Source organism: Streptomyces sp. 142MFCol3.1 (assembly GCF_000424945.1).
GTDB lineage: Bacteria > Actinomycetota > Actinomycetes > Streptomycetales > Streptomycetaceae > Streptomyces > Streptomyces siamensis.
Map to the genome: position 1 here is coordinate 63,700 of NZ_AUKV01000037.1, position 23,760 is coordinate 87,459.

Sequence of the window (23,760 nt, forward strand, 5' to 3'; positions counted from 1 at the left end):
GACATGCGGTTGATCGTTTCGATGGAAGGAACGTGAGCAGTTTGAGTTTCGAGCCCGGCATGGGCCCAGACAGGCCGGACCGCCCCGCCGTCGTCCTCAATCCCCTCGTGCAACGGCTCGTCGACGCCTCCGCCGCACCGCCCTACCTGCACCAGCTGGGTCCGGTCGACGGACGGCAGGCACTGTTGGAAATCCAGGGCCACACGCTCGACGACTTCGGCGTGGACGCCGAGTTCAGGGTGGCACCGGTGGGCCCTTCCGGGCTCGTCGGCTTCTGGATGTTCCGGCCTGCACGGCCGACCGGCCCCCTTCCTGCGGTCGTGTACATGCACGGTGGCCGGTGGATGCTGGGCGATGCCCGGACTCATACGGGGATGATCAGCGAGCTGGCGACCGCCAGTGCCGCCGCCTTCGTGGTGCCCGAGTACACCCGCACTCCGGAGGCCCGCTATCCGGTCGCGCTGGAGGAGTCGTACGCGCTACTGACATGGGTGGTCGAGCATGCCACCGAACTGGCCCTGGACGACCGGAGGCTCGCGGTCGCCGGCGACTGCGCCGGCGCGACCATGGCCACGGCGCTCACCACGATGGCCAAGCAGCGCGGCGGTCCCCGCATCCGCGCCCAGTTGCTCTACTACCCGATGACCGACCCGCACTGCGACACCCCCTCGCGAGAACAGTTCGCGTCCGGCTATCTCCTGTCGCGCGCAGCTCTGGAGTGGTACTGGCGGCAGTACACCGACGACGAGCGTGAACTCGCCGAGCCGACGGCCTCACCACTGCGGGCAACCACACCGGACCTCGCGGGACTTCCTCCTGCCCTGGTCGTGACGGCGGAGGCAGTCGTCGTACGGGATGAGGGGGAGCAGTACGCCCGCCTGCTGCGACAGGCGGGCGTACCTGTGACCGCCGTCCGCTACCTGGGGACGGTGCACGACTTCGCCTCCCTGAGTCCTTTGCTGGACAGCCCGCCCACGGTGGCTGCGATCAAGCAGGGGGCGGCTTCCTCAGAGACGCCTTGGCCGACCGGCGCTGACGGTCGCCTCGACGGAGGATGCCGACGGTGGGACACGCACTTGTCCGCGCTGCTGTCAGAGATGGACCGTCAACATACTGATGCCTGGAGATCAGGCTGCTTGCAGGGTGAGAAGCGTGAGGCCGCACGGCAGCACGTCATGCACACGGAAGAGGCAGCATGTCCACCGCCAAGCCGGTTCTCGAAGAGGCCGCGCAGGCTTTCGCCGCCGCGACGTCGAACCCTCCGTTCTCTACGACCTCGGCCCGGTCGAGGGGCGAAGGGCCGTGGACCGGGTTCAGGAGGGCGACGTCGCCGCGCCGGATGCCGATGTGGAGTACCTGGTCGTCTCGGGAGGCCCGTCGGGCCAGGTGTCGATCCGCGTCGTACGGCCGGCCGGTGCCCAGGGGCTCTTGCCCGTGGTCCTGTACATCCACGGCGCCGGCTGGGTGTTCGGCAACGCCCATACCCATGATCGGCTCGTCCGTGAGCTCACCGTGCGCGCCCAGGCCGCGACGGTCTTCGTCAACTACAGCCTCTCCCCCGAAGCGAAGTACCCCACGGCGGTCGAGGAGATCTACGCCACGCTGCTGTGGATCTCGCGGAAGGGTGCCGCGCACGGGCTCGACCCGGCCCGCGTCGCGGTGGCCGGCGACTCGGTCGGCGGCAACATGGCCGCGGCCACCACTCTCCTGGCCAAGCAGCGCAGGGGACCCGAGCTCGCGACGCAGTTGCTGTTCTACCCCGTGACCGACGCGAACTTCGACACCCGCTCCTACGAGCAGTTCGCAAGCGGCTACTTCCTCAGCCGCGATGGTATGAAGTGGTTCTGGGACCAGTACACCACCGATCCGGCCGAACGCGCGAAGATCACCGCCTCGCCGCTGCGGGCGACCCTGGAGGAACTGGCCGGGCTGCCACAGGCGTTGGTCATCGTCGCCGAGGCGGACGTCCTGCGCGACGAGGGCGAGGCATACGCCGGCAAACTGCGCGCCACCGGCGTGCCGACCACGGCTGTGCTCTACCAGGGCATCATCCACGACTTCGTCATGCTCAACGCGCTGCGGAACACGTGCGCCGCCCGGGCGGCGACCCGGCAGGGCGGCGAATTCCTCTACGCAGCGCTGCATGCCTGACGAGCCCGTGCCCCAAAGCGCACGCAACGGTTCACCTCACACATCGAGCCACGGCACGGTTGGAGCTCTCATGGCCAAGTCCGCGACGTCCCACATTTCACAGACCAGCGTGGAACACATACTGACTCTCTCTCCACTCCATAACTCCGAACACATCCGCGCCCTCCCCCGGTTGTCGGAAAAGAGAGATTCAGAATTCCTTCATCTGGGAATACAAGTACGCGGATCCTCTGCTGTCTCCCATCATGGAACGGAGGTTGTCCTGGAGCCGGGCGACCTGGTCTTCTGCGACCGGGACCGGCCTCATTTCACGAACCTCGGCAATGACTGTCAGGTGACGGTCTTCCGCATATCCCGGCACCATCTGGGAGTTTCTGAGTCGGACCTGCGCCGTATCGCCGGTGTGAGCGTACGGCGCGGTGAAGGCGTGGGCGCGATGACGTCGATCTTCCTGTCCGCACTCGCCGCCGGGGCGGAGTTCCGCACGTCGAGGATCGGCGACCGGCTCATCCGCAGCGCCGTGGACCTCGTCACCGTACTGGTCATGGAACTCCTCGCGGAGGCGAGCAGACCGAAGACATCCGACGCATCGAACGCCGGCAACGAGATGCTGACACGGATCAGGGAATTCATCGAAGTACACCTGATGGATCCCGACCTGTCACCCAAATCGATTGCGCTCGCGCACCATATTTCCGTCCGTTACCTGCACAAGCTCTTCCAGAACGACGGCACCACGGTGAGCCAATGGGTGCGGCAGCGACGGCTCAGCGCCAGTCGGCAAGAGCTGGGTCGGACGTCGAACCGAAGACTGACCGTGGCGGCTGTGGCGCGTCGGTTGGGTTTCATCAGCCCTTCGCATTTCAGCCGGGTGTTTCGCGACGCCTACGGCATGTCCCCCAGTGAATGGCAGGCAAGCACGTGGTCGGCCCTGGAATCTCCGATCACAAAAGCACAGGCCCCGTTCCACCGAAAGAGCGTTTTGACCAGGGATGCCGCTTGATCCCGGCCGGTGCGCGTTCTCAGCTTCTCGCCTCCCGATGGTCACCGCAAGATCGAGGATCTCGTCCGGTCGCGCTTTCCAGGTTTCCGGTCGGCTCGTCTGCCAGCAGCAGCCCCGGCCTGTTGGTCAACTCCCGGGAGATCGCCGCCGGTTGCTGTCGGCTGCCGGAGAGATCCGACGGCGGCGCGTCGGCGTCTACCACCAGGCCGGCCGCCTCCAGCAACTCCGGCGCGCAAACGCGCTGGTCCCGAACTGCGGAACTGGACGACCAGTTCGTGGATACACGCGGGCGGGTTCCGTGACGAACTGTTCCTGGAACTGTTCGGCGCCTCCGCACTCGGCTGCGACGCCCTGAGTGCCTTCGTCACGGCGCAGCGCTGTGTCTTTGGTGCTCCCACACCGGCATCTTCTGGTGGCCCTCCTCATCGACTCAGCCATCGCCCGCACCAGGGCCGACCTGGGAGTCGGAAAGACGCAACATGCAGGTACGGACGCAGATGTGGTGCGCGCGATCGACCTCGGTGACAAGTCCGGGTCCATCAGGTGCTCTTCGATCGACGAAGGTCCGAATCCCCGGCAGCGTCCCGCTGCCGACCTCGACGTGTCGGAGGGCTCCTCCCCTGTCTCACCTTGAAGAAGTTCCATGACGAGTAAGACGAGGAAATCCCCGGCGCTGCGGGCAAACCGGTCACCGATCCACGACCGGTGGAACTTCGCCTCGGCGGCGAGTGCGTACCGAAAGTCCGACACCAGCGCGCCCATGCGCTCAATCCGTCAACCGCCACGGACCGCCCCCGTCTCCTCCGCAAGCTAGTGCGACAACTGCGTGGAGCGCCTCACCGCCGACACGGGCCCAGACGGCATGCTTTCCGAGCCGACCTGTCACTCGCTTCCCGCCATGAGTTCGGCCACGACGCGGTCCAGGTCGATGTGGAGGCCCTCCGCGCCCGGCGGTACGACCATGTCGGTCTGCTGCAAGAACGCCGTGACCACCGAAGCCGCGATGTCCAGCACGGCGGCCCCCGCAGCGGACCTGACGACTATGCGCACCGAGTGCCGATGGCAGCGATGCCGGGGTATCACCAGGACATCTCCGACACCCACCGGTCGGCTCAATCCCTCCGACAGGAGGCTGCGGGCGAACACCCAGTCGACCGTGCCGGTCGGCGTCCCTCCTAGGGAGAGGCACACGGCGTAGGGGTCTGTCCTGTCGTAGCGCAGCTCGGCGGGCAGCGACACCGGCGGTTCGTACGCGACGACGACATGCGCCACGACCTCGTGGGTGACCGAGGTGCCATCGGCGGCACCGGAAAACGGATGAGTCATTTCGTACCTCGATCGGCAGCTCATCTTGGGGGGCAGCGTCTACGCAAATGACCCTAATGTCGTCGATAGAAGTAGCTTGTCTAAGAACGTACGAAGCGTTGCCCGTCAGAGCCCCGAGCGCGGACTTCCACGGATTAATGAGCCCCAGAGGCGGCGCGACTACGGCCTGTGGGTGTCACGCCACTCGCTGGGGGACATCCCATAGGCGGCCCGGAACACCCGGCTGAAGTGGGCGGCACTGGTGAAACCCCACCCCTGTGCCAAAGCGACGATGGAGAGACTCGCGGCCTCGCGGTGAGCCAGATCCCGCCGACATGCTTCCAGGCGGCGGCTCTGGATCCAGCGACTGACCGTGGTGTCCTCGCCCTCGAAGATCTTGTGCAGGTAGCGCACGGAGATATGGTGGGCGCGGGCGATGACCTCCGGGGTCAGGTCGGGATCGTCAAGGTGGCGGCCGATGAAGTTCCGGATCCGCAGCAGCATCGCCGCATCGCCGCTCGGTGTCCCCTCTGAGATCCTGCCAAGTTGTTCATCAGCCAGAACAGTAAGCAGATCCACGACATTGCGGGCGAGCAACTCACCTGTGTGCGGTCGATACGCTCCCGCGGTGTCCGCGAGCCGGGACAGCAGGATCGACAGCAGTCCGCCGAGTCCCGTGCCGGAGGTAAGGGGAGATGCGATGATCTGCCGCAGGTCCGACTCGCTCAGGCCCAGGACCTGCCGTGGCAGAACAAGAGCTTTCGTCTGGAAGCACTCGGGAAGGATCAGCCGAACCGGCCGTGCCATGTCGAAGATGAAGACTTCCCCGGGGCCGTACACGCACGTCGCGGGCATCCTGCTCAAGTCTGGCAACGCCTTTGCTCAGAAGCTTCACGAGCACGTACTGGTCCTCGTCGCCCTGTGCGATGAGCCGCCGCGTGCGCCGGGCCTCGAGGGGATCGCCGTCCACCGGGTGCGCTCATCGCAAAGGCCCAATTCTCGGCGGTACTTGGGGATCTTGAAACGGCGCAGACCACCAACGGACAGGCTGAACGCCAGGGAGTCGCTACGGCGAATGCCGGCCACCTCGCCTTCATCCAGATCACGCGAGGCATGATCGGACTCGCGGCCGGCCGTCACGCCGAGGCGTTCGCCTGCGTGTGGCGGGTCTTCGACCCCGCGGACCCCGCGCACCATCCCTATCTCCAGACCATCGCGATCTCGACGCTCGCTGGGGCCGCCGTGAGCGACGAGGAACGGGCCGTGGCGCGCGACGCCCGCAGCCGGCTCGCCGAATCAGCCGCGACCACAACGGCCCGGCTGATCAAGGCGAACCTGGGGTTCGCGCACGCCCTCCTGGCAGACGCCGAGGCACCGTTCCGGTCGGTGCTCGATCTGGACCTGCCCCGGGATCCCTTCACGCGGGCTCGCATCCTGCTCGCCTACGGCGCATGGCTGCGGCGTAGACGCCGGGTGATGGAGTCCCGGGCGCCCTTGCGCATCGCCAGGGAGTCCTTCGCCTCGCTGGGGGCTCAACCCTGGCACGAGCGCGCGTGCCAGGAACTCCGCTCCGCGGGCGAGGGGGGCACGCAGAGCGTGCCCGCGGACTGGGATCTGCTCACGCCGCAGGAACTGCAGATCGCGCAGCTGGCCTCGACAGGTCTCTCCAACCGGGAGATTGGCCAGCAACTCTACCTCTCCCACCGCACCATCGGAGCACACCTGTACAAGATCTATCCGAAGCTGGGGATCTCCTCCCGTGGCCAGTTGCGGGAGAAGCTCCAGCTGGGCGGATGGTGACCGGATTCCGACGGCCGCGGACCGCGCCCTGCTTTCACCTCTTCCACCTTTGGCATCCTCCAGCCCGAGCACGGCAGGCCCCGGCTCGGTCGGTGAATCCGCGTGCCCGTTCTGTGACCCACGGGGTCACCTCAGTCCAAGCGCAGCAAGCGCAGATCGAAGAGCTGCCGTTCGAGCGCGGTGACGTCGTCCGCGGGCGTCTCCTCGGCCGGGCTGCCACCAGGGCGGCCAGCTCGTCGGCCGCCCGCCGTATGCGCGCGGGCAGGCCCTCGGTGTACTCGTCACCGCCGGATCCCCAGTCCTCGGACGCCGCGTACACCGCGGTGGGGACGACGACGGCGCGCAGGTAGGCGAAGAGCGGGCGCAGGGCATGTCCTTGGCCGGGCCGATGAGGAGGGGCGGCTGCTTCGCGGACCCTCGGCGCCGCCTGCTGGCGCCCGCCAGGCGGAACGGCTCTGCCGGGCCGCACCGAGCGGGAGCGGCTGCGCATGATCAGCCATGTCCGTCCTGCCGTCACCGTGCGGTGGGGCCGCCCGCTCGGCGTTCCGAGGCCCAGTACAGGAGTGCCAGGAGCGGCAGAGCCCCACCGAGAAGCGTCACCGCCGTCCAGCCGCCGGCGTGGTAGGTGAGCGAGCCCAGCTGGGAGCCGACGGCACCGCCCAGGAAGAAGGTGGCGATGAAGGCGCTGTTGAGGCGGGCACGCGCATCGGGGTCGAGCTGGTAGATGGTGTGCTGGCCGAGAATGAGAGTCGTCTGCACGGCCATGTCGAGCAGGATCGCGGCCAAACCGATCAGGACGATGCTGTGCTGTCCGAAGCCGGCGAGCGCGAACGCCACAGCGGCGACGGCGAAGGCGGCACCGGTTATGGGCCGTGTCAACTTGCGGTCGGCCCAGTGCCCGGCAAACGGGGCCACTGCCGCACCGGCCGCACCGACGAGGGCGAAGATGCCGACCCCCACCTCGGAGTATTGGAACCGGGGCCCGGTGAGGACGTACGAGATGGTCGTCCAGAAAGCGCTGAACGAACCGAACATCGCCGCCTGGTACAGCCCGCGCCGCAGCAGCTCTGGGTGGGTGCGCACCAGCTGGACGGTGGAGCGCAGCACGTGGGCATAGGGGATGTTCGTGGTGGGCGCGTGCTGCGGCAGGGCGGCGTGCAGGGCCACGGCCAGGACGGCCATGAGGGTGGCGGAGCCGAGGTAGACGACGCGCCAGCCCGCGAGGTCGGAGACCAGGCTACTGAGGGTCCGGGACAGCAGGATGCCGGTGAGCAGGCCACTCATCACCCGGCCGACGATGCGGCCGCGGGCGTGGTCGGGGGCGAGGCTCGCGGCGAAGGGCACGAGGATCTGCGCGACGACCGACGTGGTGCCGCTGATCAAGGACGCGGTAAGCAGCAGGGGGAAGTTCGTGGCGAGTCCGGCCGTGACGAGGGCGAGCGTGGTGACCGCCAGCAGCACGGTGATCAGGCGGCGCTTCTCCAACCGGTCGCCGAGCGGGACCAGGAAAAGCATGCCGACCACGTAGCCGACCTGGGTGAGCGTGATCAGCCAACCTGCACCCGTCGTGCTGACGTGGAAGGCGTCACGCAGTGAGGAGAGCAGCGGCTGGGCGTAGTAAAGGTTGGCGACGGTCATGCCGGAGGCAATGGCAAGAAGCGCTATCAGCCATCCCGGCACGCCGTGCGAGGTCTTTCCTGTGGCGGGCAGGCGTGGGGCCCGGAGATCGGGTGACTCGGACATGGGTACCTTCTTGGTGAGGACCGGGCAGCCCGGCCCGAGAGGCCGACCGGGGCAGAACCTGCCGCGGCGAGCCCGGACAGGAACACAACCGGATCACTGGACAGATACTGCTTGACGACGTGCTCGCTTCGGGACCCGCCGGGGGTCGCCTCAGTCGAAGCGCAGGTCGGAGAGCTGCCGTTCGAGCGCGGTGATGTCGTCCTCGGGCGTCTCCTCGGCCGGACGGGCGGCCATGAGGGTGGCCAGCTCGCCGCCCGCCCGCCGTATGCGCGCGGGCAGGCCCTCGGTGTACTCGTCGCCGCCGGATCCCCAGTCCTCGGACGCCGCGTACACCGCGGTGGGGACGACTGCGGCGCGCAGGTAGGCGAAGAGCGGGCGCAGGGCGTGTTCCAGGACCAGGGAGTGGCGGGCCGTGCCGCCCGTCGCCGCGACGAGGACCGGCTTGCCGGTGAGGGCGTCCGGGTCGATCAGGTCGAAGAAGGACTTGAACAGCCCGCTGTAGGAGGCGGTGAACACGGGGGTCACGGTGATCAGGCCGTGGGCGCCCGTCACCGTGTCGATCGCGGCGGCCAGTGGGGGGGACGGGAAGCCGGTCACGAGGTTGTTGGCGACGGCGACGGCCAGTTCGCGCAGCTCGATGACCTCGGTGTCCACGTCGTGGCCCTGAGCGGCGAGTTCGCCGCGGGCCGACTCGGCGAGACGGTCGGCGAGCAGGCGTGTGGAGGACGGGGTGCTCAGCCCCGCGGACACGGCGACGAGCTTCATGCGGCGGACACCTCCTGAACGGCCCGCAGGGACTGGTGGGTGGGCGCGTCCGGCACTTTGGCGGAGCGGCCGATCGCGAACTCCTTCCGCAGGACGGGCACCACCTCTTCGCCGAGGATGTCGATCTGTTCCAGGACGGTCTTCAGGGGCAGACCCGCGTGGTCCATCAGGAACAGCTGCCGCTGGTAGTCGCCGACGGTGGCACGGAAGGACAGCGTCCGCTCGATGACCTGCTGGGGAGAGCCCACCGTCAGCGGAGTCTGCTCGGTGAACTCCTCCAGCGAGGGCCCGTGCCCGTAGACGGGCGCGTTGTCGAAGTAGGGACGGAACTCCCGGACGGCGTCCTGGGAGTTCTTCCGCATGAACACCTGCCCGCCGAGGCCGACGATGGCTTCCTCGGGCCGCCCGTGACCGTGGTGGGCGTACCGCCGCCGGTAGAGCTGGACCATCTGCCTGGTGTGGTCGGCGGGCCAGAAGATGTTGTTGTGGAAGAAGCCGTCGCCGTAGAAGGCCGCCTGCTCGGCGATCTCGGGCGAGCGGATCGAGCCGTGCCACACGAACGGCGGTACGCCGTCCAGCGGCCGGGGCGTGGCCGTGAACCCCTGCAGCGGCGTACGGAACTTGCCCTCCCAGTTCACGACGTCCTCGCGCCACAGCCGACGCAGCAGCGCGTAGTTCTCCTTGGCGAGGTTGAGGCCCTGGCGGATGTCCTGGCCGAACCACGGATAGACCGGGCCGGTGTTGCCGCGCCCCATCATCAGGTCGACCCGGCCGTCGGCCAGGTGCTGGAGCATCGCGTAGTCCTCGGCGATCTTCACCGGGTCGTTGGTCGTGATCAGCGTCGTGGCGGTGGAAAGGATCAACTTCTCGGTACGGGCGGCGATATAGCCCAGCATCGTGGTCGGCGACGACGGCACGAACGGCGGATTGTGGTGCTCACCGGTCGCGAAGACGTCCAGGCCGACCTCCTCGGCCTTCAGCGCGATGGCGACCATCGCCTTGATGCGTTCTTGCTCCGACGGGGTACGGCCATTGGTCGGGTCGGGGGTCACGTCCCCCACCGAGAAAATTCCGAACTGCACGGGTGCCTCTTCGTTCCGGTGACTGTGTGAGTGCCGGAAATGTAGGCACCGGCCGGACGGTCGTCATGCCTGTGCGCGCAGGGGAGCTTGCCCGTCAGCGCCCTCTCCCGGCCCGCGTGGTGGGCCACTGCCTGTGCGACCGCAAGTGTGCAGCATCGGGCAAATGCCGGGGCGCTCGTAGGCAATCGTCGTACCCGGTCAGCCGTCTAGCGTGTCGGTGCCACAGGGCGGCGATCGCATCCCCTCCCCCTGGCCGGCTCGGCCGCAGTGACGGTGGACCCGGCACGCGACAGCGGCCCCCACCGAACGACCCACTCGGGCAGCCCGTGCCTGATGCCTCGCCCCGCGCGGGCCGTGAACACGGCGAGCCCCGCCAAGAACCGATGCCTACCCGGGAGTGCCCATGGCTTCGTCAACCGTCGTCGAACTGTCCCGATGGCAGTTCGCGATCACCGCGATCTTCCATATGACGTTCCCCGCGCTCACCGTCGGCCTCTCCGTTCTCCTCGCCGTCGTGTACACGGTCTACGTACGCACGGGGAACCCCCTGTACCTGCAGATCTTCCGGTTCTGGAAGAAGATCTTCGCCGTTGGCTTCGGCCTGGGCGTCGTCGCGGGCACGGTGATGACGTTCGAGTTCGGCCTCAACTGGGGCGTGTACGCCCACGCGGTGGGGCCGGTCATCGGGGTCACCATCGCCATGGAAGTGATCACCGCCTTCTTCCTGGAGGCGGGCTTCATCGGCCTGATGCTCTACGGGGACGGCCGGATCCGGCCGCGCACCATGGCCCTGGCCAGCTGGATGGTCGCCTTCGGAACGCTGCTGTCCACCACCTGGATCCTGTCGGCCAACAGCTGGATGCAGGACCCCGTCGGCTACCAGAAGGTCGACGGCCAGTTCCACGCCAGGGACTGGATCAGTATCCTGCTCAACCCCGCCTTCGCCCACCGCTTCCCGCACATGCTGCTGGCCGTGCTGATCAGCGCCGCCTGGTTCGTCGGCGGAATCTCCGCCTGGTACCTGGTGAAGAACCGGGTCCACGCCCAGCCCATGGCCCGCCGCTGCCTGTCCATCGCGCTCGGCGTGCTGGGCGTGCTGATGCCGGTGCAGCTGTACGTGGGAGACGGCACGGCGGCCTTCATGGGCCGGCACCAGCTCCCCAAGCTGGAGGCTTTCGAGGGCAACTGGAAGAGCGACAACAACGGCTACAACCTGCTCGTCGTCCCCGACACGGACAAGGGCGAGAACAGGCTGCACATGCAGATTCCCTATCTCGGCTCGGTCATCGCCCAGGACCTCAGCGGCAAGACGACGACGCCCGGACTCCTGCAGACCCCGCCCGCCGAGCGCCCCAACATGTGGACCACCTTCTACGGTTTCCGCGCGATGTACTTCACCGCGCTGCTCATGTTCGGCACGGCCTTCACGGGCGTGGTCCTGCGCAAGCGGCGCCGGCTGTTCGACTCCCCGCGCTTCCTGCGGTGGATGGTGTGGATGACCCCGGCCGGGATCATCGCCATCACCGGCGGCTGGATCGTCGCCGAGACGGGCCGCCAGCCCTGGGTCGTCTACGGCCAGCTGCGCACCGCCGACGCGGTCTCCCACCTCACCACATTCGAAGTCGCCGCCAGCCTGGCGGGTTTCGTCCTGCTCTACGTCACCCTGCTGGCCATCTGGGCCCGCTACATCGTCCGCACCGTCAAGGCCGGCCCCGAAGCACTGCCCACCGGGCCCGCCTCGCCCGACGCATCGGAGGCCCTCGTTGCTTGAGTACGCCAGTTACACCCTGGTCCTCATCTCACTCGCCATGTACGTCGTCCTCGACGGTTACGACCTCGGGGTGGGCATGCTCAGCCTGACGGCCCGGCCGGAGCGTCGACGGGAGTACGGCGAGATCGTCGCCACCGCCTGGGACGCCAACGAGAGCTGGATCATCCTGGCCGGCGTCGTCCTCTGGGCCGGCCTGCCGGGCGCCTACGCCGTGATTCTGCCCAGTGTCTATCTGCCGTTGATCGGCATGCTGATCGCCATCATCCTGCGCGGGCTGGGCCTGGAGATGCAGAGTGCGGCCGCCGGCTACCGGCGAGGTTGGGCCATGCTGTTCGGCGGGGCGTCGCTCGCGGCGACCGTGTGCCAAGGTCTCGTCCTCGGCGCCGTACTCACCGGCCCGATCCAGCGCAACGGTACCTTCCAGGGCGGGGCCTTCGACTGGCTCAGCCTCTACAGCGTGCTGTGCTCGCTCGGCCTGGTCGCCGTCTACCTGCTGGCCGGGGCCGCCTGGCTGCAGGACAAGACCGAGGGCTGGTCGCGGTCGGGCGTCCGCCGCACGGGACGGTCGCTGCTGGTGGTCACCGCAGCCATGGCGGTCGCACTCGGCCTGCTGCTGCCGAGCGCCGACCCGCAGCAGTCGCAGCTGGGCCAGCCCCTGCGGGCCGTGCTGTTCTGGCTCTCGGTCGTCGCCGCTGTCGTGGCCGCTGTGATCGCCTGGTACGGCTTCGGCCGGCGCCCCGACTGGCGGCCGTTCGCCGCCGTGGCCACGATGACGGTCTGTGGGCTGCTGGGCCTGACGGTGGTCTCCGTACCGGTCGTCGTGCCGCCCGGACTGACCGTCCATCAGGCTGCGAGCCCGCACTCCTCCCAGCTCTTCCTGGTCCTGGGCGTCGGGTTGTGCATGCCGTTCGTACTGGCCTACAACACCTACGCCTGGCGGAGCTTCCGCGGCAAGTACACCGATCCGGTGGAGAGTCCGATCCCGCCGCTGCATGCCCGCACCTACCCCTTGGCGGTCTCCCCAGCACCCTCCGGCACCTTGCGGACGATCACGCGACGGAGCCTGCTGGTGGTGCTCGGCATTCTGGCGACTGCCCTGTCCCAGGACGTGTTCGGCGGTGTGGCCGACTGGATCGGCCCGGTCGGCGTCACCATCCTGGGCTGTGCGGCGCTGGCCGCCTGGATCGTGGGCGACCGCCGGGACCGGCGCGCCGGGTACTTCCGCGCGGACATCACGGATACCACGGGTATCGCCGACGTCGCGGGCATCGAGGCGGAGACCACCTCGTGAGCACCGCCGTGCTCCTGGACGAACTGGCCGCGGACAGGGCCGAAGAAGGGGTGCCCGCCGCCCGGTTGAAGGAATGGGCGGCCGTCGGACGGCGGGAGCTGCGCCGCGCGGGCCTGCTGCGCGGCGCGGCCCAGCTGGGCACGGTCATCTGGGCGGGAGGGCTCTCCTGGGGCGCCGAGCGCGGCCTGTCCGCACTCCACGGCGCCCCCGTGTCCGCCGTACTGCCACCCGCCCTGCTCATAGCGGCCGGCGTGGCCCTGCGCGCTGTACTGCTGGCCGCGGGCGACGCGGCAGCCGCGCGCGGCGCCCGCACCGTACGCGAGAGCCTGCGTGGCCGGCTCATCGAGACGGCGCTGCCCGCACGCGGCCCGGCCCGCACCGACCTGGACGACGTGGCACTGGTCCAGGCCGTCGACGGCGAGGTCGGTCAGCTGACCGACTGGCTCACCGACTACCTGCCCGCGCGGACCACCATGCTGCTCGGCAGCGGCCTCACCCTGGCCGCGATCGCCTCCCGCAGCTGGTTCGTCGCCCTGCTCGTGCTGGCAGCCACCCCGCTGCTGCCGGCCAACCTGAAGGTCATCGGCCTGGGCACGCAGACCGCTGTACGGGCCCAACTGACGGCAATCCGAACCCACCAGGCCCGACTGCTGGACCATCTGCGCGGCCTGCCCACCCTGGTCGGGCTCGGGGCGCACGACCAGGCGGCCGGTTCGTTGTCCCGGCACGACCGGGAGGTCGCCGGTCGCACCGAGAAGGTGCTTCGGATCGCCTTCCTGTCGACCGCGTGGGTCGAACTGCTCATCACCGGCACCCTCGCCGTGGTGGCGACCTACTGCGGACTGGTCCTGCTCGACTACCTGGACCTGCCCGTCGTACCGGACCACATGAGCCTGTCCGCCGCGCTGTTCGTCCTCGTCCTGGTGCCCGCCTACTTCGCGCCGGCCCGGGACCTGGCCGCCGGCTACCACGCCCGCGCCCGGGCGACCGCCGCCGCCGGTCTGCTGGCCCAGGTCCTGGACGCGTATCGCGAGGCCGTGGTACCACCTGCCCGACATGCCCGACGGGCCGCGGCGCCACCCGGGGTGCGCCTGGAAGCCGTCACAGTCCATCACCCTGGACGGGAGGCACCAGCGCTGGAACGAGTCAGCGTGCACCTCGCACCGGGGCGGTGCCTCGCGGTCACCGGCGCCAGCGGGGCCGGCAAGTCCACGCTGCTCGCCGTCGCGGCCGGGCTGTACGCCCCGCACGGTGGACGCCCGCTCCACTTGCTGGACGGCCGGCCCGTCCCCGCGGACCCCAGCCGGGTCGCCTGGGTGGGCCAGCCCGCGCACCTGCTGCCCGGCACCCTGCGCGAGAACCTCCTGCTGGCCCGGCCCGCCGCGAACGACCACGCCCTGCTGGACGCCGTCGCCTCCCTCGGCTTCGAAGACCTCCTCGCCGCACTGCCGCAGGGACTGGACACACCACTCGGCGAACGCGGCACCGGCCTGTCCTCCGGCCAGTCCCAACAGCTCGCCCTCATCCGGGCGTTGCTGCGGGACGCACCCCTGCTGTGCCTGGACGAACCCACCGCACACCTCGACCCGGAAGCGGAGCAACACGTCCTGTCCGCGCTGCGCACGCTGACCCGCGACCGTACGGTCCTGCTCGCCACCCACAGTCCCGCACTGCTGCCGCTGGCGGACCACGTCATCACGCTGGACCACGGGAGAGCCCGGTGAACCGGATCAGCGCCTGGCGGCTGCTGCGTACAGCGGCTCCGCGCCGCGCCCTCCTGACCGGCATGCTGTTCGCCGCGGCGGCAGAACTCAGCGGCGCCGCACTGCTCGGAGTGTCCGGCTGGTTCCTGACGACCTGCGCCGTGGTCACCCTCCAGGCCAACACCACCTGGTCCTGGATGTACCCCTCGGGCGCCGTCCGGGCACTGGCCCTGACCCGCACCGGCCTGCGCTACCTCGAACGCCTGGCCAACCACCGGAACCTGCTGGCCACCCAGGTGGCCTTGCGAGCTCGGCTGGCCCGCGGCGCTGCCGGCCTCACGCCCCGTCAGCTGCGCGGACAACGCGACGGGACGCTGCTCACCCTGCTCACCGCCGATGTGGAGGCCGTCGCGGGCCTGCCCGCGAACGCCGTCGCACCACTGGTGGCAGCGGTCATGACGGCGTGCCTGGTCGATGCCCTGCTGCTGTGGGCCATGCCGGTCCTGGGAATCGCCGAACTCATCGTCTGGGCAGTCGGCCTCGCCAGCGCCCGGCACGCCCACCACCGCGCGCGGACCCACCTCGCCGACGCCGCCGACGCCAGGGCCGCACTCCGTACCGTGCTGCTCGGCAGCCGGGTCGCCTTCAACGAACTGCGGTGCCTGGACGCCCTGCCGCAGGCTCAGCGGACGGCGACGAGCGCCATGGCCGCCGTCGAGTCCGCCGAATGGGCCGCTGCCCGGGCCGAGCGGCACGGCCGGCTGGCCCTGCGTCTCCTTGCCGCACTGGGGCAAGCGGCAGTACTGGTCATCGCCCTGCGCGCCGCCCCGGCCCAGCCGATCGCCGTCGTGGTGGGCGAGGTGCTGCTCGTTGCCGCCGGGTGGGAGCTACTGGAGAGGCTCCCCGGACTGATGCAGCACCTGGCCCAGGCCAGGGACGCGGCCGAGCGCCTGGCCCCCCTCGCCGCCGAGGCACACCCGGCGGGCCAACGGCGGGAGGCCGTCCGCACCGTCAAGACGGATGGCCTCCCGCTCATCGGTTCGCCCGCGGAACTCACGATGACCGTGGGAGGCCCGGGACTGGTCCTTGTCACCGGCCCGAACGGCAGCGGCAAGTCGACGCTGCTCGGCCAACTGGCCGGGCGCGTACCAGCGCCTGCCGGCACGGTGCGCCTCGACGGCACGCCCGTGCACGAACTGCCTGCCTCGGCCGTCGCCGAGACAGTCACCCTCGTCGAGGCCGACGACTGGCTGGCCGACGACACGGTCGCGGCCAATCTGCGTCAGGCGGCACCGTCGGCCGACACCACCGCGCTACGGGACGCACTGGAACTCGTCGGCTTGTCGGCCTTGCCGCTCGCCACAGCGGTGGGCCCCGGCGGGCGCCTGCTCTCCCAAGGGCAGCGCAGGCGCCTCGCAACGGCACGCGCCGTACTGAGACGTCCACCGATCCTGCTGCTCGACGAGCCGGTGGCCGGCCTGGACCGCCCCACCGCCGAGGCGCTCCTGGCCGCACTGCCCGAGGCGCTGCCCGAGACCGCGTTGGTGATCGCCCTGCAGGAGCAGGACCTCGACCTGCTGGATGACACACCGACCACCGTCGTACGGCTCGGCCGGACCGCGGAACGCCGGCACAACGGCAAGCGGACGGCCGAGCACGTACGGGGGTAGACCACGTCGGAGTCACAGCCCAGGCGATACGCGAACTGCCCGACCGGATTTCCGGACGGGCAGTCGGCGTTGGTGGGCCCTGTGTGGTGCGGGACGGCGATCCCGCGGCGGGTCACTTCCCCAGGAAGGTGAGGAGCGCCGCGTTGACCTCCTCCGCGTGGGTCCACAGCAGGCCGTGCGGGGCGCCCTCGATCTCCACGTAGTCGGCGGACGGGAGGGCCTTGTGGAACGGCCGCGCGGTCCCCTCGCCGGGCAGGATCCGGTCGCCCGTGCTGTGCATCAGGGCCGGCACGTCGATGGCCGGGATGTCGGCCCGGAAGCCGGTGTACCAGGTCGACCGCGCGGCCACGGCCGCGAAGAACCCACCGCCCGCGGCGACGTTCCAGCTGTTGCGGACCGCCTCCTCGCTGATCCTGGTCCCGAGGTTCTCGTCGAGGTTGTAGAAGTCCAGCGTGTCGCCGACCTGATCCAGGAGGCGGTCCGGGCCACCGCCCGGTGACCCGCCTCGGCTGCCGGGCGCCGCACCGTCCGGGACCGAACCGATGCCGGCTGCCATGGCCCCTGGCAGGCGCGCCGCTCACTGCTCACCCGTCCCCACCGGGACGGAGCCTTCGAGCTGTGGTGACGAATCGCGCCGACCAGCGCGGACGCCGCCTGAGCGAGACGCCCCACAGGACAGGTGGATGTGTGACTAAGCAGGTCATGCCGGTCTTGTCTGCACCCCCAGAAGATCTGCACCCAATCGACATGGTCAGGGCTCGCTCGCGTATCCGCAGGGGGCGGATCGGCCGGTCGCTGTACGAATCGCGCCGGGGCGATCCGCACGCTGGGTGCTGGTGTGTGCTGCCGCTTCTACGGCGCGTCCGTCGATCTCACGGATTCACGCGATGCCACGGCCTGATTCGCGCTCACACAATGCGTCTTAAAGAGCACTATCAAAAAACGGGGGATTCCATGGCGCCGGACTCATCGACCACTCTCCACACCACGGACTCGGTGCCAACCCACCGCAGACGGGCGTACTGGCGTGAGGCGCTGACCCAGACCTTCGGAGCCGTTGACATCAGCGTTCCTGAAGAGGTGTATTCCGGCACTGTCCGCGTGTCACCGCTGGGCCGCATCCGGCGTGTCACTGTGGAGGGCGACCCTATGCAGACCCTGCGCACCCGACGCCTCATCGCACGGAGCGCCAACGACGACCACGTCGTCGTGATGCTACTCAGCAGAGGGAACGCCCGAGTCGAGCAGGACACGCGCGACGTGCACGTGCGGTCAGGGTCGCTCTTCGTCTATGACAGGGCGCGCCCCCTGCAGCTGACCTTCCCCGAGCCGTTCCAGACGAAGTCCCTCGTCCTGCCACGGCACGTCTTGGACCTGAGCGAGTCGGACCTGCGGCGGATCACGGCCTCGCCGCTCGGCTCCGAGTCGGCGCTCGGCGCGCTGCTGACGCCGTTTCTGTCCCAGCTCGTGGACACTGCGGCGACGTATCCGCAGCGGACGGGCGAGTCGCTCGCCCGCACTGTCGTGGACCTAGTGCAGACGCTGACCGAGGAACGGCTCGGTGCGGCCGCCTCGGACACGCCGACCGCCGCCCGGATATCGCTGCTGCGCGTGCGGGCGTACATCGACCAGCACCTGACGGATCCGGACCTGACACCGGACGTCATCGCCCGGGCCAACCACATCTCCGTCCGTTATCTGCACAAGCTGTTCGAGGGGGAGGACATCACCGTCAGCCGGTGGGTCCAGCAGCGCAGGCTGGAACAGTGCCGGCGCGACCTGGCCCGCCGGTCGATGGCGGGGCTGACGATCGCCGCGGTGGGCCACCGCTGGGGGTTCAACAGCGCCGCACACTTCAGCCGGGTGTTCCGGGCCGCCTATGGCGTCTCCCCCGCCGAGTGGCGGAACTCCGCCGTGCTCGAGGCCGCCTGAAGCAACCGCCCAGACGACTGCGGACCTTGTGACTGCTTTGCCCTGTGGGTGATGGGTTGAGAGGTTTTATTCCGAGCCAGTCTGATGGCGCAGAACGCCACTGGCCGACGCGGGCGAGCTGCTCACCGACAGCGTCGAGCATCCACGTCCTGATGCGGATGCCGGGCCCCCTCGGTGGTCCTCGAGGTGCCCTGCAGCAAGAAGCCCTCCGCCTTCAACAGCGTGGCCACCGTGTCCAAAGCGACCCGGTGCCCCCGGCGCGTCAGCTCGGCCGCCAGATTCCGGGTGGACTTCACCGTCCACAGCAGCGGAGATTCCGGGTCGCCGCGCTGGTCCGGCTCAACCAGCGCCAGCAACGCGGGCACCAGCCCCGGATCGGCCTCCCGCAAGGGCTTCCCACCCGCGCCCGGTGCCCGGACCCGGCCAGCGGGCTCCTCCGCGTGCTCCAGCTCCCGCTTCCCGCGGGACACCGTGGACTCCGCCACCCCGGCCGCTTTGGCCACCATGCGGATCCCGCCGTGGCCCAGAACGCGGGCCGCGGCGCCCAGCGTCAGGCGCTCTGGCGCTCATCGAGATGCGGCAGCAACAGCCCGAACGCATCCACCAGCTCTGCCTTCGTCCCCTCCGACACCTCCGCATCCTGCGACCCAACAGCCCACGAATAACGAAGAGTTATTGATCGGCAGGCCCCAGGGCCCTTCAGGGCTGCCAATGAACGCCTGCCCCTTCTCATCGGACTGGGCGCCGTGCCGGCGATTGACGTCGGTCCCGGAGCGGCTCTCGGCCTGGGTTCGGCCGCCCCAGACGCCGAAGTTCTGATCGGAGGTCATGGCGAACAGACCGCAGGGACCACTCACGGGGCGCGACGTCCGCGGTGAGTCCATCGCCCAGTGCGGGCACCTCTGCCGGGAGGAACGCCCCGACGTCGTCAACCGGGAACTCCTCGACTTCCTCACAGACTGGAATGGCCGACCAGCACCTCATCCCGAACCCGGGGAACAGCGCAGTGAAGCGTGGGCCGGGGCCGATTGCGGCTCCGGCCCAATACCGTGCCAGGGCAACGCCGCCCAGCCGGAACCCGCCCGACAACGTGGGCACGTACAGGCCACAGCCAGGGCGCGGACAGGCAAACACGCCGCCCGGCAGTCCCTAGAGTCAACTACGTTCGACGGCCACCCGGTCAGGGCACACCGCACACCAACCGATGCGCGACATCCCACGGCAAAGGGGCACACCAAGGCAGCCCCGACCCGGCCGACAGGCCGCGCGACAGCCGACCACCCATCGCCAATTGATGAAGGAGTTTCCCCATGTCCAGTTCCGACAAGCCGACCGTCGTCCTCGTCCACGGCGCCTTCGCCGACGCCTCCAGTTACGCCCAGGTCATCCCCCGGCTAATCGCCCGCGGCCTGGACGTGGTCGCCCCGGCCGTGCCCAACCGCAGTCTGATCGGGGACGCCGCCTACGTCGCCTCCGTCGTCCGGCAGATACCCGGTCCGGTCGTCCTGGTGGGCCACTCCTACGGTGGCGCCGTCATCACGGTCGCCGGCACTGAGGACAACGTCAAGGCTCTGGTGTACCTGGCCGGTTACGCCCTGGAGAAGGACGAGAGCCTCGGCGAACTGCAGGGCCGCTTCCCGGACAGCGACCTCGCCGCCGCACTGGTCTACACCCCCTTCCCGATCGAGGGTTCGGCCACCCCCGGCACCGACGTGTCTGTGGAGGCCGAGAAGTTCCCGGCCATCTTCGCCGCCGACGTCGACCCGCGGCTCGCCGCCGTCCTCGCCGTTTCCCAGCGACCGCTGGCCGCGCAGGCGTTTGCCGACCCGTCCCCGGCCGCGGCCTGGAAGACGAAGCCCTCCTGGGGCCTGGTCGCCTCGTCCGACCACACCATCAACCCCGACGTGGAGCGCTACGGCTACCAGCGGGCCGGCATGACCACCGTCGAGATCGACTCCTCCCACCTGGTGATGCTCGCCCACCCCGAGCGCGTCGTCGACCTGATCGAGGAAGCCGTACGGGCCACCTCCGACTGACCCCACGCGCACCCGCTCGCGCCCGTCCGAGCGGCCGTCGCACCACGGCCGCCTCCACCCCTTTTGCAGAGAGCGAACGATGAACCCACCGATCTCACGCCGTACCGTGACCGTGTCCCTCCTGGCCGGCGCAGCCGCCCTGGGCACCGCAGGCGCCGCATACTCCGCGCCGGCAGCGGCGGCCGACCGACCGGGCAATCCGCACGAGCGCCCGGACACACCCACCGTCGTCCTGATCCACGGCGCGTTCGCCGACGCCTCCAGTTGGAGCTCGGTCGTGGAGCGCCTGCAGCGGCAGGGCCGCCGAGTACTGGCGCCGGCCCTGCCGCTGCGCGGACTGGCAAGCGACTCCGCCTACATCCGCAGCGTCCTCGACAGCGTCACCGGTCCGATCGTGCTGGTGGGGCACTCCTACGGCGGAGCGGTCATCAGTCAGGCCGCCGCCGGGGCCCCGCAGGTCAAAGCGCTGGTCTACATAGCCGCCTTCGTCCCCGACATCGGGGAGAGCGCACTCCAGCTCACCGACAAGTTCCCCGGCAGCACTCTGGGACAGGCCACCGCCACCCAGTACTACCCGCTGCCCGACGGCAGTCAGGGGGAGGAGCTGGTCATCAAGAAGGACCTGTTCCGCAAGCAGTTCGCGGCCGGTGTCCCCACGAAGACCGCCCAGGTCATGGCTGCGGGACAGCGTCCGATCACCGTGGCGGCGCTCCAGGAGCCCGCCACCGCGGCCGCGTGGAAGAAGATCCCCAGCTGGGCCCTCGTGGCCACCGAGGACCGCAACATCCCGCCGGCCGCCGAGCGCTGGATGGCCGAGCGGGCCCGCGCCCACACCGTCACCGTCCGCGCCCCGCACGCGGCGGCCGTGAGCGACCCGGGTCCGGTCACCGACCTGATCCTGCGGGCGTCCCGTTCCGTCCGCACCGGCCACTGACCGGACACCTTTCTCGCCCACACCGGCGACATCCCGCACGCGGACATGGGGCCGCGATCGTGGCCTTGCGACCGAGGCCCCCTCCTCGGTCCTCATGGCGGGCCTGACCTGGCGAAGCGCCGCACGCCTGGCTGGCGGCGACGAACTCGTCAGCCCCGTCCAGGGCATCGGCGAACTGCGACAACGGTTCGTGGGCTGATCGCCCAGGCGTCCCGCGACGCGCGGCAGCCGAGGTCTCAAGAGCCCGACGCGCACTGGTGGCCCCAGCGGCGAGACCCGACCGAGCCCCACCACTTGCGATCAAAGAGAAAGAGAAGAGAGCCCACATGCCCAGATTCCTGACGGGGACGCGCACCGGCCTCCTGGCCTCGGCCGTCGCGGCGGCCCTCGCCATGACGGCGGCCGGCCCGGCAACCGCCGCCCCGAAGCCGGACGTGCGCTTCATGGCACACCTGGACATCGCCGAAGGACAGCGACCGGAGAACATCACCCTGGAGCCCGGCGGTAGTGCCGTGGTCACCTTCGCCTACAGCCGCCAGGTCGCCCGCATCCACCCCGATGGCCGGGTGCATGTCCTCGCCACCCTGCCCCAGCCTCCGGTCGGCGCCAGCACCCCTGCCCTCTCCTCGCCGTTCCTCGGCGGGATCGTCCGCGCCCACGACGGGACCCTCTACTTCCTGTACGCCACCGGCAGCAGCGACCTGACCGGCCTGTGGCGCCTGCGCCCCGGCGGCATGCCGCAGCGCATCGCCGCGCTCCCCGCCGACGGCCTGCCCAACGGCCTGGCCCTTGACCGGCACGAAGGCCGGTTGTACGTGGCCGACTCGGTCCTCGGCACGGTCTGGCGGGTGCCCGTCACCGGGGGCGCGCCCACCCGGTGGGCCACCGCGCCCGAACTGGCCGCCGCCGGATTCCTCGGAGCCAACGGCATCAAGATCCACAACGGAGCGGTCTGGGTGTCCAACCTGGACAAGGGCACCGTGCTGCGCATCCCGGTCACCCGGTGCGGCACCGCCGGCCGCGTCGAGACCCGGGCCACCGGCCTGGTCGACATCGACGACTTCGCCTTCACCGGCCGCGGCAACACCCTCCTGGCCGCGATCAACGCGGACAACGAGGTGGCTCTGGTCAGGTCGGGCGGCAGCCACACCGTCGTGCTGACCGGCGCCGACGGGCTGGAGAACCCGACCTCGCTCGCCGTACGGGGCAACACGGCCTACATCGCCAGCGGCGCCTACTTCACCAACGACGACCCCAACCTCCTGGCCGCCCGGATCAACACCGCCCGATAAGCCCGCCCTGCCCGTGCCGCCGCACCTGCCCGCTGCGGCGGCGCGGGGCCCTGGGCCATCAGATCCGCCGCACGACGAGCGGGCGGAGCTACCGCAGCACTCGGTAGATCCCAACATCGAACGAGAGGAGAGAGTGATGGATCAGCAGGACACGCAGCAGGCGGCAGCCGCCGCATCGTCCGCGTTCGACCCCGACGCGTTTCTGGTCGTCCCGGCCAGGACCTTCGAGGACCTCCGCATCGGCGAGGTCTTCCGCGCCCCCAGCCGCACCCTGACGGACGCCCACGCCGCGGCCTTCCAGACGGTCTCCGCGGACAACCACCCGGTGCACTACGACGCCGAATGGGCGCGCAGGCACGGTCACTCGGCACCGGTGGTGCACGGGCTGCAGGTACTCGCCTTCACCGCGCCGGGGGCCACCCTGTTCCCCCACTTCATCGGTGAGGTGTTCATCAACTTCCTCGAACTGTCCTGCACCTTCCTGGCTGAGGTGCACTCCGGGGACACCCTGTACCCGGCGCTCACGGTCACCGGCCTGGAGCCGCAGGGCGACAACGGTGTCGTGGTCACCGCGGCCACCATCCACAACCAACGCGGCGAACTGGTGCTGTCCGGTCAGCACAAGTACCTGCTGCGGCGTCAGTGAATACTTGAGGTAGCAACGTGACTCCGGATCCTGGTGTCGCTGGGCAGTTGAGGTTGCGGGCGCCGTGCGCCACGAGGAAGTGCAGCGCGGTCACCGGAGACGTGTCGCCCGTACCCTTCGTGGTGTCTACGGCGTCACATAGCGGGTGCCAAACCACTGGAGGCAACACCCCGTGCTGATTGCTCAGCATCCGTCCCTGACTGAAGAGGTCGTCGACGAGTTCCGCTCCCGGTTCGTGATCGAGCCGCTGGAGCCGGGCTTCGGCTACACCCTCGGCAACTCCCTGCGTCGGACCCTCCTCTCCTCGATCCCGGGTGCGGCGGTCACGTCCATCCGCATCGACGGCGTTCTGCACGAGTTCACCACCGTGCCGGGTGTCAAGAAGGACGTCACCGACCTGATCCTCAACATCAAGCAGCTGGTCGTCTCCTCGGAGCACGACGAACCGGTCGTGATGTACCTGCGCAAGCAGGGCCCGGGTCTCGTCACCGCCGCCGACATCGCGCCCCCGGCCGGTGTCGAGGTGCACAACCCCGACCTGGTCCTCGCCACGCTCAACGGCAAGGGCAAGCTGGAGATGGAGCTGACCGTCGAGCGCGGTCGCGGCTACGTCTCCGCCGTGCAGAACAAGCAGGT

At 69.6% G+C, this 23,760-nt stretch carries 18 protein-coding genes and 5 pseudogenes; 14 read left to right on the forward strand and 9 right to left on the reverse strand.

Translation table 11 applies throughout. The annotated features are described in order from the left end of the window. Positions 1 to 278 precede the first annotated feature (278 nt). The 3 genes and pseudogenes from H305_RS55340 to H305_RS51525 form a co-directional block, all read left to right on the forward strand. A pseudogene (locus tag H305_RS55340) lies at positions 279 to 932 on the forward strand (alpha/beta hydrolase); the annotation flags it as partial. A 263-nt stretch (positions 933 to 1,195) separates the two neighbouring features. Continuing rightward, a pseudogene (locus H305_RS48215) lies at positions 1,196 to 2,151 on the forward strand (alpha/beta hydrolase). Positions 2,152 to 2,221: 70 nt separating this feature from the next. After that, positions 2,222 to 3,154, forward strand: coding sequence for an AraC family transcriptional regulator (locus tag H305_RS51525; RefSeq protein WP_078629436.1), 933 nt, complete (start codon positions 2,222 to 2,224; stop codon positions 3,152 to 3,154). Positions 3,155 to 3,173: 19 nt separating this feature from the next. On the opposite strand, the gene H305_RS56200 is transcribed toward H305_RS51525, so the two are convergent. From H305_RS56200 to H305_RS48225, 3 genes are all read right to left on the reverse strand, one after another. After that, entirely contained in the window at positions 3,174 to 3,491 is a 318-nt protein-coding gene (locus H305_RS56200) for an ATP-binding cassette domain-containing protein (RefSeq protein ID WP_107440185.1), read from the reverse strand. A 545-nt stretch (positions 3,492 to 4,036) separates the two neighbouring features. Beyond that, positions 4,037 to 4,480, reverse strand: coding sequence for an SsgA family sporulation/cell division regulator (locus tag H305_RS0137425; protein WP_028804959.1), 444 nt, complete (start codon positions 4,478 to 4,480; stop codon positions 4,037 to 4,039). A 159-nt stretch (positions 4,481 to 4,639) separates the two neighbouring features. Further along, positions 4,640 to 5,314, reverse strand: a complete 675-nt coding sequence (locus tag H305_RS48225; RefSeq protein WP_063611388.1) for a helix-turn-helix domain-containing protein — start codon at positions 5,312 to 5,314, stop codon at positions 4,640 to 4,642. 258 nt (positions 5,315 to 5,572) lie between these two features. On the opposite strand from H305_RS48225, the gene H305_RS0137435 reads away from it, so the two are divergent. Next, positions 5,573 to 6,259: a helix-turn-helix transcriptional regulator gene (locus H305_RS0137435; protein ID WP_028804960.1), complete on the forward strand. Its 687-nt coding sequence runs from the start codon at positions 5,573 to 5,575 to the stop codon at positions 6,257 to 6,259. A gap of 131 nt (positions 6,260 to 6,390) precedes the next feature. Here H305_RS0137435 and H305_RS56205 read toward each other — a convergent pair. The 4 genes and pseudogenes from H305_RS56205 to H305_RS0137455 all read right to left on the reverse strand — a co-directional run. Then, positions 6,391 to 6,632: pseudogene (locus H305_RS56205) on the reverse strand (oxidoreductase); the annotation flags it as partial. 140 nt (positions 6,633 to 6,772) lie between these two features. Then, the gene (locus H305_RS0137445; protein WP_028804962.1) at positions 6,773 to 8,002 is read right to left on the reverse strand and encodes an MFS transporter; all 1,230 of its coding nucleotides are present in this window, start codon (positions 8,000 to 8,002) and stop codon (positions 6,773 to 6,775) included. A gap of 150 nt (positions 8,003 to 8,152) precedes the next feature. Further along, positions 8,153 to 8,767 carry an FMN reductase gene (locus H305_RS0137450; RefSeq protein ID WP_028804963.1) on the reverse strand — a complete coding sequence of 205 codons (615 nt, stop codon included), beginning with the start codon at positions 8,765 to 8,767 and terminating at the stop codon, positions 8,153 to 8,155. Next, complete coding sequence (locus tag H305_RS0137455; protein ID WP_028804964.1) at positions 8,764 to 9,849, reverse strand: LLM class flavin-dependent oxidoreductase; 1,086 nt, start codon at positions 9,847 to 9,849, stop codon at positions 8,764 to 8,766. Before H305_RS0137455 ends, H305_RS0137450 begins: the two co-directional genes overlap by 4 nt. A gap of 403 nt (positions 9,850 to 10,252) precedes the next feature. Between H305_RS0137455 and H305_RS0137460 the strand changes: the two genes are divergently transcribed. The 4 genes from H305_RS0137460 to H305_RS48235 are packed head-to-tail and all read left to right on the forward strand — an operon-like array spanning position 10,253 to position 16,284. Continuing rightward, positions 10,253 to 11,620 (forward strand): cytochrome ubiquinol oxidase subunit I, encoded by a 1,368-nt coding sequence (locus H305_RS0137460; RefSeq protein WP_028804965.1) that lies wholly within the window; start codon positions 10,253 to 10,255, stop codon positions 11,618 to 11,620. Continuing rightward, positions 11,613 to 12,911: a cytochrome d ubiquinol oxidase subunit II gene (locus H305_RS48230; protein ID WP_051371411.1), complete on the forward strand. Its 1,299-nt coding sequence runs from the start codon at positions 11,613 to 11,615 to the stop codon at positions 12,909 to 12,911. The genes H305_RS0137460 and H305_RS48230 overlap by 8 nt, the downstream gene beginning before the upstream one ends. Then, the gene (locus H305_RS0137470) at positions 12,908 to 14,635 is read left to right on the forward strand and encodes an ABC transporter ATP-binding protein/permease (RefSeq protein ID WP_028804966.1); all 1,728 of its coding nucleotides are present in this window, start codon (positions 12,908 to 12,910) and stop codon (positions 14,633 to 14,635) included. The genes H305_RS48230 and H305_RS0137470 overlap by 4 nt, the downstream gene beginning before the upstream one ends. Further along, entirely contained in the window at positions 14,632 to 16,284 is a 1,653-nt protein-coding gene (locus H305_RS48235; RefSeq protein WP_051371413.1) for an ATP-binding cassette domain-containing protein, read from the forward strand. Before H305_RS0137470 ends, H305_RS48235 begins: the two co-directional genes overlap by 4 nt. 112 nt (positions 16,285 to 16,396) lie before the next feature. Here H305_RS48235 and H305_RS48240 read toward each other — a convergent pair. Further along, a pseudogene (locus tag H305_RS48240) lies at positions 16,397 to 16,735 on the reverse strand (alpha/beta fold hydrolase); the annotation flags it as partial. A gap of 503 nt (positions 16,736 to 17,238) precedes the next feature. Between H305_RS48240 and H305_RS0137485 the strand changes: the two are divergent. After that, positions 17,239 to 18,216, forward strand: a complete 978-nt coding sequence (locus tag H305_RS0137485; RefSeq protein WP_028804967.1) for a helix-turn-helix domain-containing protein — start codon at positions 17,239 to 17,241, stop codon at positions 18,214 to 18,216. 146 nt (positions 18,217 to 18,362) lie between these two features. Here H305_RS0137485 and H305_RS48245 read toward each other — a convergent pair. Beyond that, positions 18,363 to 18,820 (reverse strand): annotated as a pseudogene (locus H305_RS48245) (ISAzo13-like element transposase-related protein); the annotation flags it as partial. A 706-nt stretch (positions 18,821 to 19,526) separates the two neighbouring features. Between H305_RS48245 and H305_RS0137495 the strand changes: the two are divergent. The 5 genes from H305_RS0137495 to H305_RS0137520 form a co-directional block, all read left to right on the forward strand. Then, complete coding sequence (locus H305_RS0137495) at positions 19,527 to 20,252, forward strand: alpha/beta fold hydrolase (RefSeq protein ID WP_028804968.1); 726 nt, start codon at positions 19,527 to 19,529, stop codon at positions 20,250 to 20,252. 79 nt (positions 20,253 to 20,331) lie between these two features. Next, entirely contained in the window at positions 20,332 to 21,186 is an 855-nt protein-coding gene (locus H305_RS0137500) for an alpha/beta fold hydrolase (protein WP_028804969.1), read from the forward strand. Positions 21,187 to 21,512: 326 nt separating this feature from the next. Continuing rightward, the gene (locus H305_RS0137510; RefSeq protein WP_028804970.1) at positions 21,513 to 22,478 is read left to right on the forward strand and encodes a hypothetical protein; all 966 of its coding nucleotides are present in this window, start codon (positions 21,513 to 21,515) and stop codon (positions 22,476 to 22,478) included. 136 nt (positions 22,479 to 22,614) lie between these two features. Continuing rightward, positions 22,615 to 23,124, forward strand: coding sequence for a MaoC family dehydratase (locus H305_RS0137515; RefSeq protein ID WP_028804971.1), 510 nt, complete (start codon positions 22,615 to 22,617; stop codon positions 23,122 to 23,124). Positions 23,125 to 23,296: 172 nt separating this feature from the next. Further along, positions 23,297 to 23,760, forward strand: a 464-nt coding sequence (locus H305_RS0137520; protein ID WP_037766593.1) for a DNA-directed RNA polymerase subunit alpha, incomplete at its 3' end; no start/stop codon positions are given.

Excerpts from the sequence above, each read along its gene's own strand:
- H305_RS51525 (WP_078629436.1), top strand. The coding sequence starts at position 2,222 with ATGGCCAAGTCCGCGACGTCCCACATTTCACAGACCAGCGTGGAACAC.
- H305_RS0137425 (WP_028804959.1), bottom strand. The coding sequence starts at position 4,480 with ATGACTCATCCGTTTTCCGGTGCCGCCGATGGCACCTCGGTCACCCAC.
- H305_RS48225 (WP_063611388.1), bottom strand. The coding sequence starts at position 5,314 with ATGCCCGCGACGTGCGTGTACGGCCCCGGGGAAGTCTTCATCTTCGAC.
- H305_RS0137435 (WP_028804960.1), top strand. The coding sequence starts at position 5,573 with ATGATCGGACTCGCGGCCGGCCGTCACGCCGAGGCGTTCGCCTGCGTG.
- H305_RS0137445 (WP_028804962.1), bottom strand. The coding sequence starts at position 8,002 with ATGTCCGAGTCACCCGATCTCCGGGCCCCACGCCTGCCCGCCACAGGA.
- H305_RS0137450 (WP_028804963.1), bottom strand. The coding sequence starts at position 8,767 with ATGAAGCTCGTCGCCGTGTCCGCGGGGCTGAGCACCCCGTCCTCCACA.
- H305_RS0137460 (WP_028804965.1), top strand. The coding sequence starts at position 10,253 with ATGGCTTCGTCAACCGTCGTCGAACTGTCCCGATGGCAGTTCGCGATC.
- H305_RS0137485 (WP_028804967.1), top strand. The coding sequence starts at position 17,239 with ATGGCGCCGGACTCATCGACCACTCTCCACACCACGGACTCGGTGCCA.
- H305_RS0137495 (WP_028804968.1), top strand. The coding sequence starts at position 19,527 with ATGTCCAGTTCCGACAAGCCGACCGTCGTCCTCGTCCACGGCGCCTTC.
- H305_RS0137500 (WP_028804969.1), top strand. The coding sequence starts at position 20,332 with ATGAACCCACCGATCTCACGCCGTACCGTGACCGTGTCCCTCCTGGCC.
- H305_RS0137510 (WP_028804970.1), top strand. The coding sequence starts at position 21,513 with ATGCCCAGATTCCTGACGGGGACGCGCACCGGCCTCCTGGCCTCGGCC.
- H305_RS0137515 (WP_028804971.1), top strand. The coding sequence starts at position 22,615 with ATGGATCAGCAGGACACGCAGCAGGCGGCAGCCGCCGCATCGTCCGCG.